The organism is Paenibacillus hunanensis, from assembly GCF_014645615.1.
Classification (GTDB): domain Bacteria; phylum Bacillota; class Bacilli; order Paenibacillales; family Paenibacillaceae; genus Saccharibacillus; species Saccharibacillus hunanensis.
This window is the reverse complement of record NZ_BMMB01000003.1, coordinates 1-19,093: the sequence shown is the minus strand read 5'-3', so window position 1 is coordinate 19,093 and position 19,093 is coordinate 1. Positions and strand designations below refer to the sequence as shown.

The following is a 19,093-nucleotide window of genomic DNA, read 5'->3' as shown; positions in this document are numbered from 1 at the left end:
ATCCTCCCTTATCTTTTCAATTACGCCAATTCGATCCTGATAGACTAGATTGATTTACTCAAAATTGATTACGGTTGCGGAACAGCAGGTACAGGAAGAACGGTGCTCCGACTCCAGCGGTGAACACACCAGCAGGTACATCCAGTGGCACAAATAGGGTGCGTCCGATCAGATCGGCAGCGAATACGAGTAGACCGCCGATGAGACCGGATACGAGCAGCAGGCTACCAAACATACGTCCGACAAGTCGGCGTGCAATATGCGGTGCCATCAGACCTGCAAAGCCTATTGTGCCTGCGACAGATACAGCGATGCCGGCGAGCAGTACGCTACATGCTAGTAGTAGGAAGCGATGCTTTTGCACGGTGACGCCAAGCCCTGTTGCCAGATCATCGCCGAATTCCTGTGCATTCAGGCTGCGTGCTAACAGAATCGCAGCAGGTAGAATAATCAACAGCACCGGCCATATCGTATTCACATCTGTCCATGTCGCTCCATATACACTACCAGTAAGCCAGATATAGGCTTGTCCAGCAGTGTAAAATGGGCTAATAATCAGCATGAATGTTGTGCCTGCGCCTGTAATAGCGGATACACCAATCCCGATCAGTACGAGTCGAATCGGAGTGACACCTGATTTCCAGGACAGCATATAGATGATTAGCGCGGTAATAAGTGCGCCAGCTACAGCGAATAATGGCAATAGCTTGATACTGAGCGCGCCACCAAGCAAGGTGACAAACCCAACAGCTGCGACGGCTGCACCGCCTGTAATTCCGATTACATCAGGCGAAGCAAGCGGATTGCGAATAATCCCCTGCAAAATAGCTCCTGACATCCCGAGTGCAATACCCACTAGCATCGCCAGTAGCACACGTGGTAAGCGAAGCGTGAGTACAACAAAGTCGAAATCCCCATCGCCCCAACCCATAACCGTGCGTAGTACATCCAGTGGTGCAATATAGTCACTACCAAAGCCTGTCCCAATAATAAGCGCCAGCACACTTGCCAGTGCTAGCATTCCAATAACGAACAGTGAACGCTTTTCCAAACGAAACGATACATGCTCCTTACGACTGCGAAAAGTAAGCGTGCGTTTCACAGACGGGTCACCCCCTTACGGGCGATATAGATGAAGAAAGGCCCACCGATCAGTGCCGTCACGACACCCAGTGGCAACTCAGACGGCATAATAACAAGACGCGCCGTTACATCTGCTAATAATAGCAAAATACCTCCGCCCAGCAGACTGTATGGAACGAGCCAGCGATAATCGTTACCGACCAGCGCACGCATCAGATGCGGCACAACAAGCCCGACCAGTCCAACCGAACCAGCGACAGAGACCGCACCACCTGCGAGTAGCACCGTTACCAGTCCCATTAGTAGCTTCACCACCAGTACATTTTGCCCCATACCACGTGCGATATCGTCACCGGTCAGCAGTAGATTGATCGCTCTGCCCATGCTGAGCGCGATAATAACAGCAATCGCCATATAAGGCAGCACTGGATACAGCATCTCCAGCGAGCGTCCACTTACCGAGCCCGTCATCCAGAACAGCACATCTTGAAGTCCTGTTCCGTCCAGCACAAGTACCGCCTGTGTAAATGAGGAAAAGAGCGCGGTCATCGCTGTACCAGCAAGCACGATCTTGATCGGCGTTAATCCATCACGACCAATCGAGCCGAGCAGATACACGATCACTGCCGAGATTGCTGCACCAGCAAAGCCGAACCACATTAAGGTTGTTAATGAATCCACAGATAGTACGACTACACCAATCACGATACAAAAGATCGCGCCGGCGTTGATGCCGAATACGCTCGGTGAAGCAAGCGGATTCCGCGTCAGCGCCTGCATCATTGCGCCAGCAACAGCGAGCGCTGCACCAACAACTGCCGCAATAATCGTACGGGGCAAGCGCTCCGTATGTAAAACGACATGGGCGACGGATTGATGATCATAATGCGTGAATGCTTGAATCGCTACCGCAAAGGTGATCGATGTCCGTCCATAGATCATACTGGCGATTGCCGCCAGAATTAATAATAGTAGCAGCACTAGCAAGCCTGCCAATCTGCTTTTACCTTGTCTGAACAGGGGAAACATAGGCTCACTCTTTCTTCCATAATATCTAGCATTCATTTGGTTCCTGCTATCGATGAAGTACATGCCTCCAGTTGGATAACGGCTTGGCTGTACGGATTATCGATGCGTCATTACTGATTCGTGATCAACCATAGAACCGATGGCATGACCAAGTCACTTATAAATGGATAAACAAGGCCCATCTGATTCGTATCTAGCAACATATTGTGCTCACGATCAGACAGACCTTGCTATTCAACAGCATCAAGCTTGTGAAGCTGAAATATTCTAATGCTCAGCAGTAGAACGCTAGCTGCTGTGCCTCCTTTGCAACGGAATCACTGAAAAGCTCCACTGTTTATTTCAAATTAAATTGCTTATACAGATCATCCAGCAGCAGGTTAGCAGACGTATAGCCCCCAGCCATATTCCAGTTCACTTCATCTACCTGGTATACCTGATTTTTCTTCACGGCATCCAGATTAGCCCATAGTGGACTGCTCGTCCAATCCTTATACAGCTTATCAATCGCTGCTTTATCATCACCAGAATTGAAGTTAAAGATCATATCCGCATTCATATCCGGGATATTCTCCTTGGAGGTCAGCTCTGTCCCCCATGTATCCGAATCCTGTCCAGCCGGACGAGTAAAGCCCAGATCCTTCAGGATCATACCTGCATAGCCCATGTAATAGATACGAACCTGATCCGAACGGAAGTTGGTGATCGTTGCTTCAATTGGAAGGCGATCGCCCATTTTCGACTTGAAGTCAGCTACGCGAGCATCCCAGTCAGACAGCAGCTTATTCGCTTTATCCTGCTCATTCAGCGCTTCGCCAGCTACCTTTACAGTTTCTTTCCAGTCATACAGCTTGTCTGTCATGACGGTTGGCGCGATCTGGGACAGCTGATCATAGATGTCCTCATGACGAGTTTTCGTCGCAATGATCAGATCGGGCTTCAATTTATGTATTTCCTCCAGGTTCGGCTGCGATTCTTGACCTACCTGCTGTACATCGCCAAGATCCTTTTTCAGATAATCGTAGACTGGTTGCTGTGCCCACGATTCTACAACACCGACTGGCTTCACACCAAGTGCAACCACAACGTCATTCGCTCCCTGGTATAGCGTAACGACACGCTTTGGAGTGCCTGTAATCTTTGTTTCACCCATTGCATGCTTCACGGTACGCGTGTTTGCAGAAGCATCTGTATTGGTAGCCGATTGCCCGGAAGCATTGGCAGACTCATTGGAGTTACCCGATGCGCATCCTGCCAGCATCATAATGATGAGCAGTAATGCAGAAGCTCCAAGCAATGATCTTTTAAATCTGTACATGTGTTTCTTCCCCCTGTGACTTATAATTGATATTGAATCTCATTATCGTTTGTAATTGTAGTAGAATCAGGAACTTTTTTCAAGCGCTTTATTTGATTGGAGAATCATAGCGAGATTTGTCAACCCGCTACTCAATTCCAAAAAAAGATTATAAATAACATAATATTTATTATGTAAACTAAAATGAATTCCATGTGACATTGTATACTATTGTTGCTGCAAGCTCTCCCCCTTCTATTCATGCTATAGATAATGATAAAATCGGATTTATATACATATCGATATACATTTAAAAATGAAATGGCTTTTTTGCGAATTTTTTATCAGCGTAATATGCAATTGTGCCAGAATATTGAATATAGTGTAAAAAGGAGTTTATACCGAAATGTTAACTAGAGAAAAGATGGAGCAACATCAGATCGGATTCTACGTTGTGGTACTGATAGCGGCAGCGATAACTGGCTTATTGGCTAAACGAGCGGTGCATCTACTCGATCATTCCGCCCTTATTTCCGTCATTATCGCTGTGTTAATGTATGGGATGTTTACACAAATTCCGTTCACTTCTATTCGGCAGTCATTCCATAATCGACGTTTTATCGCAGCCCTGCTGGTTGCCAATTATGTTGCTGTTCCGCTCGTTGTATGGTTGTTAAGTCTCCTATTACCGCAGGAAACGCCATTATTGCTCGGTGTATACCTGGTACTGCTGACTCCATGTATTGATTATGTGATTGTGTTTACCTATCTAGGGCGTGGAAATGAAAAGCTAATGCTGCTGAGCACGCCTATATTATTCGTAACGCAGATGCTGTTGCTTCCATTATATTTATGGTTATTTCTCGGTTCAGAAGCGATGAGGATCGCCGACCCTCTCCCTTTTATTGAAGCATTTTTGATCGTTATTGTTGTTCCGCTTCTTGTGGCGATTGTTGTGCAATGGTTGTCCAGAAGGTATCAGCCCTTCCAGAGCTGGCTGGACTGTTCTGCGTGGCTTCCGGTTCCATTCATGGCATTAACACTGTTTGTGATCGTATCCTCACAGATCGGTAAGTTAACGGTACATTGGAATGTGATTTTGACGGTCATTCCAGTATACATTGCCTTCATGCTGATTATGCCGTGGATTGCACGTGGGATTGCCAGTTGGTTCAGATTAGATATTGCTTCTGGACGCGCACTCATCTTCAGCTCCGGCACACGTAACTCCCTCGTTGTGCTTCCGCTCGCTCTTGCGTTGCCTGGTGAATGGAGCGTGATCGTAGCATCGATCATTGTGACGCAGACGATAGTCGAGCTTGTTGGTGAGCTGATCTATGTGAGAGTGGTGCCTGCTTGGATTTTACGTGATCGAGAGAGTTAAGTTCATGATGCGCGTAGGATTTTAAAATAGAAATGATGAATGATGAATGTTGAAGTGTGATGCTTGCATGTAATGAAGTGGTAATCATGATAGATGAGATAGGATAGTCAGATTGTTGCAGGGATCATGTGTTGAGCAGTGTTAATCAGTAATGCAGCTTAGTTGGATAGACGGCATTCTTATGGGGAATTATGGGAATATCGTTTTTTGCGTGATTAAATCGTTGAAGTTAGAAGGAAATAGATTAGTTAGAGATGTCCTTGTAATGCTGTGAGGTGGTGCGAATTAGTAGTAGAAAACTGCTTACAAGTATCAGACAAATGAAATGTAGCGTCTTATCGCTATCTAATATACATAATAAATATTATGTAAACTAATAAGTATTATTGATCTCGATCAATCTAGCTTCTCGAAAAACAATATTCAAATCAATTTATAGCAGCAATGAAATTTTCTGTAGTACTTAGTATCCCTCTCCTCTCCTCGAATTACTGGCGATCATCGTCCACACCTAACTAAAGATGCCAAAAAGCGCCCCATCCTTAGAATCCGGATCGAGCGCTTTTCTCAAGAATTCATTTTATTTTAAAACAATCTGCTTTTCCCACTTCAATTCATGACCAGCATCGTTAACAAACGTAAATGCGACAACTCCCTGCTCTCCTTTTCGAGATTCAGGATAGGAAAATCCCGAAAATTGTCCATCGCCGCTAATATAGAAGGAGCCATTCTTCGGGCCACCCGTTCCGCCATTCTCAATTGTTTGTTCATACGTATTGACGATTGCCTTGCCTTTACCTGTCCAGCTCATTTTGTCCAAGCGATAACCCTCCGGTAAATGCTGAATCGAAAAGTTGAACATACCTGCATTTTCGATCGGCTTTTCAGTCTGATCGATAATGATTAAAATGTCCTTGCTACTAGCTGCTGAATCGGAGTCTGTAGATGGATCCGATGAAGCTTCATTCGATAAATTTCCAGAGGATGCGTCATGATCGCTGCCTGTGTTAGTCGCTGCCGCATCTTCGCCTGATGTAGCTGAAGGTGGGCTAGTCTCCTGATCCCCTGTCATATTCGATGTGCTAGAATTTGTCGCACTGGATGATTCGTTAGACGCTGGTTGAGATGCTGTGTCTGTTCGTTTAGCTTGATTACCGCAACCACTTAACAGCACGATACCTGACAGTAGCAGACATGCTACCGGAATTGTTGGTTTATTCATCGTCATTCCTCATTTCTTCATCGGTTATCGCTCGCTTCAATGTAAAATGAAAAGCAACGCCACGATCTGTGTTATTGACCCCATACCGACTATGATGTAGCTCCAAAATATGCTTTACAATGGCAAGTCCCAGCCCTGTACCACCTGTTTTGCGATCACGTGACCGCTCAGCACGATAAAATTGATCCCAGATTCGCTCCAGATCCTGTGCGGGAATGGGTTCTCCTTCGTTTTCGATTGTAATCTCTGCTTCGTTCTCATCAATCATTCGCCAGCTAACCGTTATACCTTCACCTTCACGCGCATGACGAACGGCATTACTCAGCAAATTCAGTAGCACCTGATCGATTCGTCGTGGATCAGCGATGACCTCTAGCACTGCTTCTCCATTAGTATGAATATGCAGATTGCGATCATCCACCTTCGGAGTGAACGAATGCAACAAAGCACGAATATGACGCACGATATCGATCGGTTGTTCCTTTAGCTTCACTGCCTTGACTTCAAAACGTGATAACTGGAGCATATCCATAATCAAGGCGTTCATACGATCCGTTTCGGTCACAATTAACTGAACATAACGCTCTCGTTTATCTGCTGCTACATCATCCTGTAAGCCCTCTGCAAAGCCTTTGACAATACCGAGCGGTGTTTTGAGCTCATGCGAAATATTAGCGATTAGTTCCTTTCGCAGCTCTTCTGCACGAGTCTTTTCCGCCATTTCATGTTGAAGTGCTGCATTCGACTCGGATAATTGGCGTAGCGCTGCATCCAGATTATGACGCAGTGTATCCAGATTACGAGATACCTCGCCAAATTCATCAGATGCATGCAATACCTGCTGATCAACCGGCTGAAAATCCAATGTTGCCATGCGCGCCGATGTACGGCTCAACTGCAATAAAGGACGGGATAGCAGCCTTGAATAGACGAATGATAGCAGGAGTAAAATAATAACAATAACCGGCGCAAGATATATATAATACCGCTGCAATAAGGAAGCTGCCTCTCCTACAGGCTGCAAGGAGGATAACGCCAGCGCATAGTTCATATCACCATCGCTCGTATGCAGGGGCATCAGAATCATCGCATAGGTCACACCACTCCAATTATCGACCCATTCTGTCTGGATCGTTTCGCCAGCCTGTAAAGCATGCAGAGCGCTTTGCTTCCCTGTATTCACGTTATTACGCCAATCATTAAACGCTTGATCAACCAGTGTATTCGTATAAAATGGGCTCATGCTCAGTTCTTGACCTTTCGGTACGAGCAGATCGATAATGCGACCTTGAATCCGAGTGAATCCTTGCTCTGGCTCAGGTGTTTGCGGTTGTAATTGTGTAGGCTGCATGATCGTATCATCCTGATCCATATATAAGCCATCGACTGTCAGCGTCGCACCAACCTGTAGATCAGGTGGAACATCCCCGATCGACGTTCCCAGTGATGAAAATAGTAACGATACCTGTCGATTCTTCGTTTGTAGCGTAATATAGTAAGGGTCCATGCTACGCCGCTGTAGCTCGGAATTATATATAGCTAACGCAGCATGATTCTCATTGCTAAATTGACCCAGGATACGAGCTGCGGACACTAGATTATCCCCCTGCTGCGCATATTCACTGGCAAAGGAGTGCATGTTCTGCTCCAGATCATGTATCTTAACCGCTCGATAGAACTTTTCAAAAAACAATCCTTGCCCTATTAAAATCAAAGCGAATATACCAATGGTCACAATAGACGTAATGATGAACAGCTTGAATACAATTCCTCTCTTCTTTATTGCTGTTCACCTCTCTCATGACTCATGGCTCTACCTCGAATTTGTAGCCTGCGCCGATCACCGTTCGGATATGCCGCCCCTGATCACCAAGCTTTGCACGTAGCTTCTTAATATGCGTATCAACAGCACGCGGATCACCAAAATGATCAATTCCCCAGACCGCATTTAGAATTTTATCCCGATCCAGCACCGCACCCTCATGCCGTGTAAGCAGATCCAGTAGACTATATTCTTTAGCTGTTAGGCTAATCGGTTCTCCATCTACATGCACCGTGTACGCACGCTTATTGATCTGGAGTTTTCCATAAAGGAGGATATCCTCCTCACGACCGAGCGTGCCTTGTGCTCGCTTGAGCAAGCCAGTCGCTCGTGCGACAAGCACCTTTGGGCTAAACGGCTTGGTGACATACTCATCAGCACCCAGCTCAAAGCCCATCACCTGATCATCATCATCGGTGCGAGCAGTAATAATGATGATCGGAATCGCCGACTGCTTGCGTATACGGCGACATACCGACCAGCCATCCACCTCTGGCATCATAATATCCAGAATGATCAAATCCAGCTCATGCAGCTCAAATAACTCTAGCGCCTCGCGCCCGTTATTCGCCTCCAGTACATGCCAGCCGTCCTTTTTAAAATAATCCGTCATAAATTCACGCATTAATATATCATCTTCTACAAGTAAAATAGTTTTATTCATACGCTACGCACTCCGTATCAGTCGGATTTGATATCCACTCCATGCTACCTATAGACGAAGATACTGTCAAAGTCATCTGCATCATTCGTACGATACGATGCATTAGGGCTAAGCTCGTTGCATGGGTATTGCCTGGACAGATACGTGAAAATCGATCATAGCGTTCACCTGTACAACGCCTTGTATCTCTTTTACTCATCTGTTCTTTATAAATTAACAGCATCCAGCCCGATTTTGTCATTGGATTGGTTGAACCACAGCTCTCCACTACCAACCATAACACCCTGCCAGTTCACAAATAGATCTTCTTCAATCGCATAGGCAAGTGTTCGTTTGATCTCCGGGGTCATGATTGAATCATATTTAGCAATAAAGGTAGCTTTGTTTTTGATCGTATGTGTTTTGCCATTGGAGTTCACATGTAGCGGATAGTTGACCATAGAAGCGACGGTTGCTTTTTTATTATGCTGTACCGCTTGCTGGAATTTGAAAAAGAATTGACGGAAGTCTTTAGCGCTGCTAATACCAGCTACTTCGTAAGGGTTATCTGCTTGCTTCGCTGGAGTTGTAGTGGTAGTTGTTGTAGATTGTTGAGCGGTTGATGTCGTAGCCGCTGCTGCATTTGTATGTGTTACGACTGCCCAGGACGAGGTAGTGAATGCTACACCTGCCAGAGTGATGCTGATCATAAGTTTGGATGTTTTGTTCATGAGTGATGACCTCCTGTGTTGTTGGTATGTACATAGTATAAAATCAGGATGTGTAGATCAGGTGTACTTGAAGTGTAGTTTTGAGAGTATTTTCGTTTGGAAAAAATTGTGTATATCGAAAGGGGAAATAGGTTCTGAGAGGGAAGTATTGAATGGGAAAGTGGTCGTTAAATTAATAATAAATCACTTAAAACAAAAACAGCGTATAATTATAAATGTATATACATTAGCGATTGTATATTAGTTGTTAGATGTATTTTCATAAGAATTAATGGATTCAAAGTCTTTTTTGTATATATCGGAGTAGTTTTAAGTATTGTAATTGAATTGGAAACAAAAAAATAAGTCTTCTCCATTCGGAAGTCTTCTATTTGAGAAAAGAGATATAAAGAACAGAACTAGAAGTACCTGGTTTATATTTTCTGGAATATAGCAATATCATAAAACGATTAGAGAGATTGTTTTAATGAAAGAGTTTTGCGTAAGAACATCTGATAACTTTGTATGTCTTCTTCTACTTTTGCAACGATCTACTTTGTAACGAATCAGGGTAATGAAGTTAGTTATATCGACAGATAGCTTGGATTAGTTAGATTGGGGTGACTTAGCTCTTCTCATAAAAGTAGTGGATTTTTATGAAAAAGGGGCTGGGAAAGTGCATATTAGGGACTATAATCGGCTTTTGAAACAAAAACAGCGTATAATTTATATTATACGCTGTTTTTTCATCGTTTATTTCCTTTGATTGTATATGTTTTTTAGCTTATTAATATACTAGCAGTATCATTGCAGAACAGCTCTAAAATATATTTATTCACCATATAAGATATACAACACCACATAGCAAGTCCTAGAAATAATCATCATTTCCCCACTAACACAAGTAGGTTGTAGCGTTTAGTCACCACTCTAGCTAAAGCCGGTATTTACTCCGCGACCGGTCTCAATCTCGGGATACAATCAGCGAGTCCTCATCCAGATCTATATACCATTACAAATTATTCGAGCCATCGCTTCAATTCCATCAAATAGAAACTGCAAGCACCATATGATCAGGCCTGAAATGAGTGTAGCCAACACTCCGATGATCCAGTATATCTTTATAGCTTTCTTTATACCCCTGGATTTTTTTCATTTCTACCTGCTCCCTATCCTACAACGTTAGCATATGATAATCTACGATTTTGCCAATGCCGCCACCAGAAGCGAAGTGAAATATCGGCTGCCAGAAGGCTTCAGATGCACACCATCATTATAAAAATATTGATCCTTGCCTGCACTCGCTCCATACCAGTCTACAATTTGCACATTAGGGAATTTCCTGCCGATCTCAGTTATCGTTGTATTGACCGAATCCACCCATGGCTCAGGAGCGCGAACAGTGACAAGTAATACCTGCTTGGAGCGAGATAAAGATTGCAACACGCTTCGCAGCTGCTCCGAACTGAAAGGCCCATTCGTACCTAGCTCAATAATAACTCGATCCCCCAGATTGCCTCCAGCGGCAAGTGTGCTAATTTCTTCGTTCGCCTGCGACATCTGGCGATCTACCTTACCATCAATTGTCATACGAGGCAACTTCTCTTGCAAATAAGGCGCAATACCAACCGTTACCGAATCACCGATCATAGTAACTCCTGTCCCATCGACCGCTACATTCGAGCTTTCCTCATCAGCAATTGAACTTTCCTGAGAAGCGTTCGCGGAAGGCTCTTTCTCCACCTCAGGCGATGAATCCGATGGTGGTGGTGAGTCCATACGCGCAGCATCGGCATTATACACGATCGAAGTATCACCCATTGCTTGCTGTCGTTCCTTTTGTAGCATTGTTCCGAACAGCCATATTACCGCTCCTGAAATGATAAACGCTACAATCACCCATAATAGCTTTGCTGCCCATACATTCTTCTTATCCATTCGTATCGTTCCTCTTCTATGTGTAATATGATTTCTATATTTCTCATTATGACGTCCAGTTGTCGCTAAAGTTTGATGAACTTGTAAACAAGTTGTCACAACGGAGCGAAATTACAATAAACCGCATTCGGCATCACGCGCCAGAATGCGGTTTGTTTGTCTGGTTTATTTGTCTATAGTAGCGACTATTTACTAGCTATAGATATACAGATTACAGATACTATAACAGGAAGCGGCATAACAAAGTTGATCATGTATATATCAGTGTGGAGCTGTTCTATATACCTCAAAACGCTTACGATTCCAACTCAACAATAAGCGCCTCTTCACTGTAATTGCTAGCCGAAGAGCTTTGCGCAGTATCCCACGGTTTAGCACCCTGGATAAGCAACCTTTTGCCATTAGGACTCCAATACAAAGCAGATGCTGAGATACCTCGATACACCGCCTCTTGATGTAATATATTTCGACCCTGAATTTTGCCGACATAGATAATATTAGGGTCTTGCAGTGAGGTATACGCGATATTTTTACAATCGTTTGAAAATGCGAAGCTAAGTACATGATCTAAAATAACAGACAACTCTCCATTTCGCCGATCATACTCATACAACGAGCCATCCGAACCGGGAAAGACGAACTGGTCATTATTGATCCAGCTGACATGATCACCGCTGATCTCGCGCTCATACTGTATATCGAGTGTGTTGCCAGATACCTCAGTCATCGTTACCACTTTTTTCTGCTCATGTTGCGTCTGATAGGATTGCAGTAGCACACTTGTACCATTATTCGCAACATCTGCGCGAATTAAAGTATCCTTTTGTTGGAATCCGCTCAATTGATAGCTGTTGTCCTTTTGTGTAGATATATTGTAAATATGCACCGTACTATTCAAGCCTTTTTGCTCGCGATCAGAAGAACGATTAACAAGATAGCTAATGTATTGGCTATTGGCCGACCACGATACATTTTGAATATACGCTGTAGAATCGCTCCATTTTGACATCAATGTTTTTTTGCCATCCTGTATAGATAGCAGCTGCACGATCGTCCCATCAGGTAAAAAGGATATTTCACACATGTATTTCCCATCTGGTGATACAACCGAATCGTAGCTGACACGATCAATCGAATCTACCGCTTTAGCATTCTCAAACGGATAAGGTAGTTGCTCCAAACGGACTTTTTCACTCGAATTAAAGCTAGCGATGATCGCATTCTGAGCCGACCAGCCCAGTATACGTCCAATATTCGAGAAGTAATCAGGTACACGGTAGATGGTTTTGACCTGAACAGGCTTTGAACTTGAATTTTCAAGAGGAGTCTGGTTGGTATCCGGTATGATGATCGTATCCGTCACAGGCTCTCTACTACAAGCTGATAACAACAGCATGATCAGCAATACGGTAAATATATATTTGTAACTCATGATGAAGTCTCCATTTCCACTTCCGATAAGGCAATCAACTGCACCGTAACAATGGTAAAGTTGTGCTCATTAGTAATATGAATCGCTCCATCCATTTGCTTTATAATGGACTTTACTATACTCAAACCGAGTCCTACACTTCCTTCCTCGATATCGACAGAATGAACAAAATAGAACGGTTGAAATAAACGCGATATATACTCACTATCCAGCGGATCACTTGGATTGCTGAATACAAACTCGATTCGATCCTCCACTCGCTTTCCTTTTACTGAGACAATAGAGCCTGGCAAGCTATGTTTAATTGCATTATCGATCAGATTAATAAATAACTGCCTTACCCCATCACGGTCACCTAGTAACAAAAGCTCATCAATCACATCATATTGAATACGCTTATGATATCGATTTGCTCGAATCGTCATCGATTCGCATACATCCCGCAGAATTATTCCTGCGTCTACGATTCGCCGTTCGTGAGTCATATGATTATTGCGTGACACTTCCAGCAATTTCAACACCATGCTATGGAGCCGCCGACTTTCTTCGATGATATGATTCATTCCTTTAGTGAAAAATATGGGGTCTTTTTCTCCGTTTTGGCGAATGATCTCGGCATAGCCTAGAATAGAGGTTAAAGGCGTTTTTAATTCATGGGTAATGTTATCAAAAAATCGCTTTTCCTGCTCATGCAGCTGCTTCAAATGATCTCGATCTTTTTCGATAATCTCGATCTGATGACTAATCTTCCCGATCATATCGTTAAAATTTTCTGCCAAACGACCAATCTCATCTTTGCGCTTGAAATGTAGACGGATTCCAAGATTCCCTTTCTTCACTTCAGTAGATGCTTTTGTCAGTTGAACGAGTGGAATGGTAATGTGCCGGGATAAAATGTACGAAAATAAAAAGGCTGCCACGAAAATCGCCAGTGCAATGTACAGCGTAATTTGAAGGATCTGTCCGGTCTGCTGGTAAAGCGAGCTGAAATCTTTATGAAAGCGCAAAATACCAACTTTTGCTCCATCGATAATAACAGGATAAGAGAATAGCACCGTTGTGCTTTTACCATTGTAGGTGATGCTATAAGCAGTATTACCAGCAACGGCTTGCTGAAGATCACTTTGCATATCAGATGGGAATGCTGATCGGTCTGGCGTATATAAAAGCTTACCTGTCAGACTATAAATACCTACACGACTATCTGTCATACGATTCAAGTCAACGGCAATCTCCTTCGCGATCTCTCCAAAATACAGCTGGTTATTGCTATAATGATTGATCAAAAAAGCTTGATATACATAGCCGTTACTATTGTTTTTCAATCCTTCCAATTCATCGGTAACCAGGCTCTGGTTACTGCTGCGAATAAACTCCTTCACCGTCTGATCAAGCACGACGAAGGAGAGCGAGAAAATTAAAAAGAAGCCGATGAGAAATTTGATACTGATTTTGCGTATCATCATTATCCACCTGTCTTCTGGAACTTATAGCCGATGCCAAATACAGTCGCTATGCATTCATTCGCATCCAGCTTTTTGCGGAGCCGCTGAATATGGGTGTCAACTGTGCGTGTATCTCCTGCAAAATGATAACCCCATACGAGATCAAGCAGCTCTGAACGTGTGAAGGTTTTACCCTGATTTTTGATCAGCATAAGTAGTAGATCATATTCTTTAGGCGTTAATTCAACCGGCTGATCATCACTGGTAACAAGACGTTCGGCTTCTGTGATTTTTAGGTGGCGGTACTGAATAACCTCTTCATTCATCTGCTCAATATTCAGCTTGGTCGCTTGGTCGATCCGGCGCAAAATGGTTCGAATGCGAGCGATTACCTCACGCAGATCAAATGGCTTTGTAATATAATCATCAGCTCCAAATTCAAGACCGAGAATTTTATCTGTAATATCGGATTTGGCGGTAATCATCATAATTGGAATATTGTAATGAGCGGTTACTTTTTTGCAAATATCCAGACCACTTCCGTCCGGCAGCATCCAATCCAGTAATAATAGATCAGGCTGAAAAGTCTGCACTTCACTCATCCCAGCAGCCCCACTGGATGCGATCCGTGTCTGGAACCCCTCCATAGATAGTCCATAAGAGAGAAGATCCGCAATAGGAGCATCATCCTCAATAATCAGTATTTTAGCTTTATTCATTCCCTATCCTCGTTTCATGTATCATGTTTGTACATCTATATTAAAAGATATGTAGCATGAAATTTATACAGCACTGTAACCTTTCTTCTACTCTAGCTATCTAATTATATTGTAATCAACGATAATTGCATGAAAAAAGCCGCTATTTCAGCAGCTTTTTATCCAACACTGTATCAAGCCCAGATAAGTGAGAGCGGGCAAATCGTAATTAAAATCTCCCCGTTCTCACTTATCTGGGCTTCTCTTTCATCTTGTCTTTAGCTCAGATCCGCCCCATTGCTCTCAATCACTTTTTTGTACCAATAAAAGCTCTTTTTCTTACTTCTCTTCAGCGTACCCTTCCCATTGTTATCCTTATCCACATAGATGAATCCATACCGCTTGCTCATCTCTCCCGTAGAAGCACTCACGATATCAATACAGCCCCATGACGTATACGCAATCAGATTCACCCCATCGCGCACGGCTTCTCTCATCTGTTCAATATGCGACCGCAGGAACTCGATCCGATACGTGTCATTGATCGAACCGTCTGGCTCCACCACATCCACTGCACCCAGACCATTTTCGACGATCATAATCGAGATGCGATAGCGGTCATACACATGATTCAGTACATAACGTAGTCCAACCGGATCGATCTGCCAGCCCCAATCCGTTGCCTTCAAATACGGATTTTTATAGCCTCCGAACACATTCCCCTGCGTCTCATCTCCCTCCGGACGTGTACCTACGTTGAATACCCCAATATCGTCCATCAGAAGCGCGCCAGCCAGATACGCACCTGCGGGTATGATCAGGCTATTGATCTCATTAAAGGTAATCCAGTAGGTTACCACATCCCGATAACGATTAAAGATCGCTTCGCAGTAGCGAACATAGCAATCGATCATCTCTCCGGAAGCCCATGCGTTGAACTTCTCTGTCAAGCCGAAGGGCGCTTCATAGTGCGAGATGGTAACAATCGGCTCGATATTATACTTTTTCAATTCAGCCAATACCCCATCATAAAATTGAAGCCCTGCTTCATTTGGCTCCATCTCGTCGCCATTTGGGACAATTCTTGACCATGCAATGACATGCGGTAACAGCGAAAGCCCATTTCAGCGAATAGACGAATATCCTCCTTGTAGTGATGGTAGAAGTCAACGGCTTCGTGAGAAGGATAATGAACACCTTCTTGAATGTGTCTTGTGATTCGTCTGGGAACCATTTTTGTCAATCCTGATTGCTCGTAATGATATGATGGATATTCCATTACATAACAAAATTTGCTATTCGCTGTAACCTTTCTCTATCTTCGTGTATCTAATATAGCGATCGGACACAAACAGCACTCACTCTACGACACAAAGAAGGTGAAGGAACAATTGGATATACAGCAGAAAGTACAGCAGGCACAGAGTGGCGATCATCAGTCGTTTCTTCTATTAATGAAGCATATGGAAGCACGTCTGTATCGAATCGCTTCTGCAATCGTGAAAAACAAGGATGACATTATCGATGCAATGCAGGAGACAATCATTAAAGCGTATGAATCGCTTACTACACTTCGAGAAGCGGCATTTTTTGAGACATGGATGATTCGCATCTTAATTAATGAATGTAATGGGATTTTGCTTAAACGCAAACGAGTGATTCCATTTGCAGAGATTCGCTCATCCTCTACCTCCAGCCCTACCTATGAAGCTATTGATGTACGGCAACTTGTTGATCAATTGGAAGAAGATAAACGCCAACTCATTATCCTACATTATTTTCAGGACATTCCGTTAAAGCAGGTTGCAGACATTATGAACATATCCGAAGGCACTGCCAAAACTAGGCTACACCGAACAAGAAAGCTATTAGCACGCTGGCTTGAGGATAACGAGGAAGGAGGTCGCATCTATGAGAACAAATAATATAGATCAATTAGAATATAAATTAAAGCAGATTGGAGAACGTGAGTCGGTAACACAAGACCAGCAGAAAGTTCCTTCTGATATTCAAATGGAGCTTCAAAGCATCTATGATGCTATTGAGCAAGGCCAGCCGGCTGATCGCATTCGAAGCGAACTTACTCGTCGTCGACCAAAGCAAGCGAACGAAGGATATACAGTATTAGAGAAAACAGCTACAGACTCCGTAGCAACACCAGCAGAGACGACAACGCCAGGCACCATGACAGCCAATCCAACTCATCGACGTCATCAGCGAATGATCCGTTATAGTATCACCGCTGCCGCCGTAATCGTGATCGGCGTTGGCAGTGTGATAAGTTCTGGATTTTACTCAGCTGATATGGCTCGTACGTTAAAGCAGTTACCTGGAGCTAGCCAGTTCTATCAGCTCACCTCGCAATGGGGATGGCAAACAGCGGATGAAAAAGAAATACCGCCGCAGCCTAGCGTTGAGCAAGATGGTATTCAGCTCACACTTCGCTCCCTTCTATATGACGGGAAGAAAGTAAACATTGAGCTACAGCAGCAGGCATCCAAGCAGCATCCTGTACAACAGGTTGAAATCTATGTGAATAGTCGGCAAGTATCGTCTACAGGTAATAAAGTGAATAAAGATCAGATGCAGGATGCCAGCACTACCATCTATAAGCTACAGCGTGAACTTGAAGCTGCTCCACTTATGGGGATATCGGATATGGAGCTTGCTGACCAATTTGGTCAAATATCGGAAGTTCCTACATCTGCACTTCCACAGCAAGTAGATATGCAAATTAACATTACGCTGCAAGGGATGACCGATAAACCGTTCATTTATCATATCCATGCCAAGCAAAATGCATTACCGAATTACAGCTTAACTAATACTGTCCGAACTCCGGAAGGCATTGGTTTTCATGGAGCAACCGTCCAGGCTACTCCGGTAGCGACGTATATGGACTTAACGACTTCCTACTCAGCACCATGGAAAACGTGGAATGAGCAATACTATCGGAATCATGGGTACTATCCACTGGGTTTAACGTATACGTTAACCGATTCTAACCATCATGTGTATCGTACGACATCACATTCAGGCCGAGACCCACATACCTTTTTGGAGTTTGAACCGATTGTTGGGCAGCCTGCTGAACTGATTGTCACACCATGGAATTTTAATGAAGAACCTGTCCGCAATCAACGCCCAATCCAGACTGCTTCCGGGCAACATTCTAATCTTCCTCTACAGCTGGATATGGGAACAACCGGTAAAGTAACGTTACTGGCGGTAGACTCTACACCCGAGCAGTACATTTTACACATCAAGCCGGAACAAGCTTATCAAACCTATGCCATAGCTTCTTCCTTCTGGTATGGAGCTCCTGGTCAAAAGTACGGAACGTATTCCTCTGACCTCCTTCTCGATCCGGATCACGAGGGACAGCTTCTTATCAAATTTGATAAGAGCAAATTAAAGGCAGGTGCTGAGCTGCATTATTCGGTGGACAAGGTAACGTATCGAGAGCCTCTTTCTCTGAAAAGAATGGATTAAGCTTGGTGCTAGCGTATTCGATTGTATGATGTCATGATCGGAACGAAGGTTTAACGCATCATTTTGAATCATCGTAATAAAAAGGAACAGCCGCCCGATCGGAGCTGTTCCTTTTTTCGATGTCTTCTACACCTCCAGATGGAGAAGCTTTGCGAATAAAGCTATATTTCAACGATCAACTTCAATCCCGTTGTGGAGGTACGACATCCTTCTATTTTCTATAATCAATACAGAAGCTACAACATCGACAATTCATGATACACCATATAAAAAATAACAAAAAAAAGGAAGATGCCACTATGTTTGACCACAATATGAACCTGTTCGTTATTGCACTTATTATGATCTGGGTTATCAGTCGCCAGCTACGTCCACGTAAAATCAAGAAAGTGTCGTTGTTCCTACTGCCAGTTCTAGCCCTGTATGGCGCATCGCAAAACCTACCGCAAACGAGCCTGCCAATATATCAAATCGTTGAATTCCTATTCATAGCGGGCGTTGCGCTTCTTGCAGGTATCGTTCAGGCCAAGTACACACGCATATATTGGTCAGGGGATCAGCTCTATATGCAGGGCAATAAGATTACGTTGTTTGCGTGGATTTTGCTAATTGCTGTGCGTTATGGAATTGCGTTCATCTTCTATGCGCTATTCGCTCCTGCTGGATCAAAGCTTACTGTCATATGGATCGTATGGGTAGGAGTAGCGATTATGTTCAGTACACGTAATGTGTTACTGTATCGCAAATGGCCGGAGATGCGTGAAATGCTGCGGGGGCAGAGACAGGCTCATTAAGTATGAATGCGACTTATACAATAGAACGTTATGAATAGAATGCTTATGACGGATTGTAATATGAAGTGCGACACCTACTGGAATTAAATAAAAAACAGCCCATG

15 protein-coding genes and 1 pseudogene are annotated in these 19,093 nt (G+C 43.8%); 4 read left to right on the top strand and 12 right to left on the bottom strand.

Going from position 1 to position 19,093, the window contains the following annotated elements:
* Positions 1-58: 58 nt before the first annotated feature.
* The 3 genes from IEX62_RS06475 to IEX62_RS06465 all read right to left on the bottom strand — a co-directional run bounded on the left by IEX62_RS06475 (position 59) and on the right by IEX62_RS06465 (position 3,430).
* Positions 59-1,102 (bottom strand): FecCD family ABC transporter permease, encoded by a 1,044-nt coding sequence (locus IEX62_RS06475; RefSeq protein WP_229685652.1) that lies wholly within the window; start codon positions 1,100-1,102, stop codon positions 59-61.
* Entirely contained in the window at positions 1,099-2,112 is a 1,014-nt protein-coding gene (locus IEX62_RS06470) for a FecCD family ABC transporter permease (RefSeq protein ID WP_188775027.1), read from the bottom strand. Before IEX62_RS06470 ends, IEX62_RS06475 begins: the two co-directional genes overlap by 4 nt.
* Positions 2,113-2,449: 337 nt before the next feature.
* The gene (locus tag IEX62_RS06465) at positions 2,450-3,430 is read right to left on the bottom strand and encodes an ABC transporter substrate-binding protein (protein WP_188774634.1); all 981 of its coding nucleotides are present in this window, start codon (positions 3,428-3,430) and stop codon (positions 2,450-2,452) included.
* A gap of 385 nt (positions 3,431-3,815) precedes the next feature.
* On the opposite strand from IEX62_RS06465, the gene IEX62_RS06460 reads away from it, so the two are divergent.
* Positions 3,816-4,793 carry a bile acid:sodium symporter gene (locus IEX62_RS06460; RefSeq protein WP_188774633.1) on the top strand — a complete coding sequence of 326 codons (978 nt, stop codon included), beginning with the start codon at positions 3,816-3,818 and terminating at the stop codon, positions 4,791-4,793.
* 580 nt (positions 4,794-5,373) lie between these two features.
* Here the strand turns inward: IEX62_RS06460 and IEX62_RS06455 are convergent.
* From IEX62_RS06455 to IEX62_RS06415, 9 genes and pseudogenes are all read right to left on the bottom strand, one after another.
* Positions 5,374-6,015: a hypothetical protein gene (locus IEX62_RS06455; protein ID WP_188774632.1), complete on the bottom strand. Its 642-nt coding sequence runs from the start codon at positions 6,013-6,015 to the stop codon at positions 5,374-5,376.
* On the bottom strand, positions 6,008-7,654 hold the full coding sequence (locus tag IEX62_RS06450) for a sensor histidine kinase (RefSeq protein WP_229685651.1): 1,647 nt from the start codon (positions 7,652-7,654) through the stop codon (positions 6,008-6,010). The genes IEX62_RS06455 and IEX62_RS06450 overlap by 8 nt, the downstream gene beginning before the upstream one ends.
* Positions 7,655-7,820: 166 nt before the next feature.
* Positions 7,821-8,501, bottom strand: coding sequence for a response regulator transcription factor (locus IEX62_RS06445; RefSeq protein ID WP_188774631.1), 681 nt, complete (start codon positions 8,499-8,501; stop codon positions 7,821-7,823).
* 206 nt (positions 8,502-8,707) lie between these two features.
* On the bottom strand, positions 8,708-9,211 hold the full coding sequence (locus IEX62_RS06440; RefSeq protein ID WP_188774630.1) for a hypothetical protein: 504 nt from the start codon (positions 9,209-9,211) through the stop codon (positions 8,708-8,710).
* A 1,176-nt stretch (positions 9,212-10,387) separates the two neighbouring features.
* A complete protein-coding gene (locus IEX62_RS06435; protein ID WP_188774629.1) occupies positions 10,388-11,128 on the bottom strand; it encodes an SGNH/GDSL hydrolase family protein in 741 nt (246 codons plus the stop codon).
* A 295-nt stretch (positions 11,129-11,423) separates the two neighbouring features.
* The gene (locus IEX62_RS06430) at positions 11,424-12,560 is read right to left on the bottom strand and encodes a TolB-like translocation protein (protein WP_188774628.1); all 1,137 of its coding nucleotides are present in this window, start codon (positions 12,558-12,560) and stop codon (positions 11,424-11,426) included.
* On the bottom strand, positions 12,557-14,023 hold the full coding sequence (locus IEX62_RS06425; RefSeq protein ID WP_188775025.1) for a sensor histidine kinase: 1,467 nt from the start codon (positions 14,021-14,023) through the stop codon (positions 12,557-12,559). Before IEX62_RS06425 ends, IEX62_RS06430 begins: the two co-directional genes overlap by 4 nt.
* A gap of 2 nt (positions 14,024-14,025) precedes the next feature.
* Positions 14,026-14,724, bottom strand: a complete 699-nt coding sequence (locus IEX62_RS06420; RefSeq protein ID WP_188774627.1) for a response regulator transcription factor — start codon at positions 14,722-14,724, stop codon at positions 14,026-14,028.
* Between the two features lie 257 nt (positions 14,725-14,981).
* Positions 14,982-15,880, bottom strand: a pseudogene (locus IEX62_RS06415) (glycoside hydrolase family 1 protein); the annotation flags it as partial.
* Between the two features lie 214 nt (positions 15,881-16,094).
* Here IEX62_RS06415 and IEX62_RS06405 point away from each other — a divergent pair.
* The 3 genes from IEX62_RS06405 (at position 16,095) to IEX62_RS06395 (ending at position 18,989) form a co-directional block, all read left to right on the top strand.
* Complete coding sequence (locus IEX62_RS06405; protein WP_188774624.1) at positions 16,095-16,628, top strand: sigma-70 family RNA polymerase sigma factor; 534 nt, start codon at positions 16,095-16,097, stop codon at positions 16,626-16,628.
* A complete protein-coding gene (locus IEX62_RS06400; RefSeq protein ID WP_188774623.1) occupies positions 16,615-18,195 on the top strand; it encodes a DUF4179 domain-containing protein in 1,581 nt (526 codons plus the stop codon). The genes IEX62_RS06405 and IEX62_RS06400 overlap by 14 nt, the downstream gene beginning before the upstream one ends.
* A 299-nt stretch (positions 18,196-18,494) precedes the next feature.
* A complete protein-coding gene (locus IEX62_RS06395) occupies positions 18,495-18,989 on the top strand; it encodes a DUF1453 family protein (protein ID WP_188774622.1) in 495 nt (164 codons plus the stop codon).
* The last annotated feature ends 104 nt before the right edge of the window (positions 18,990-19,093 follow it).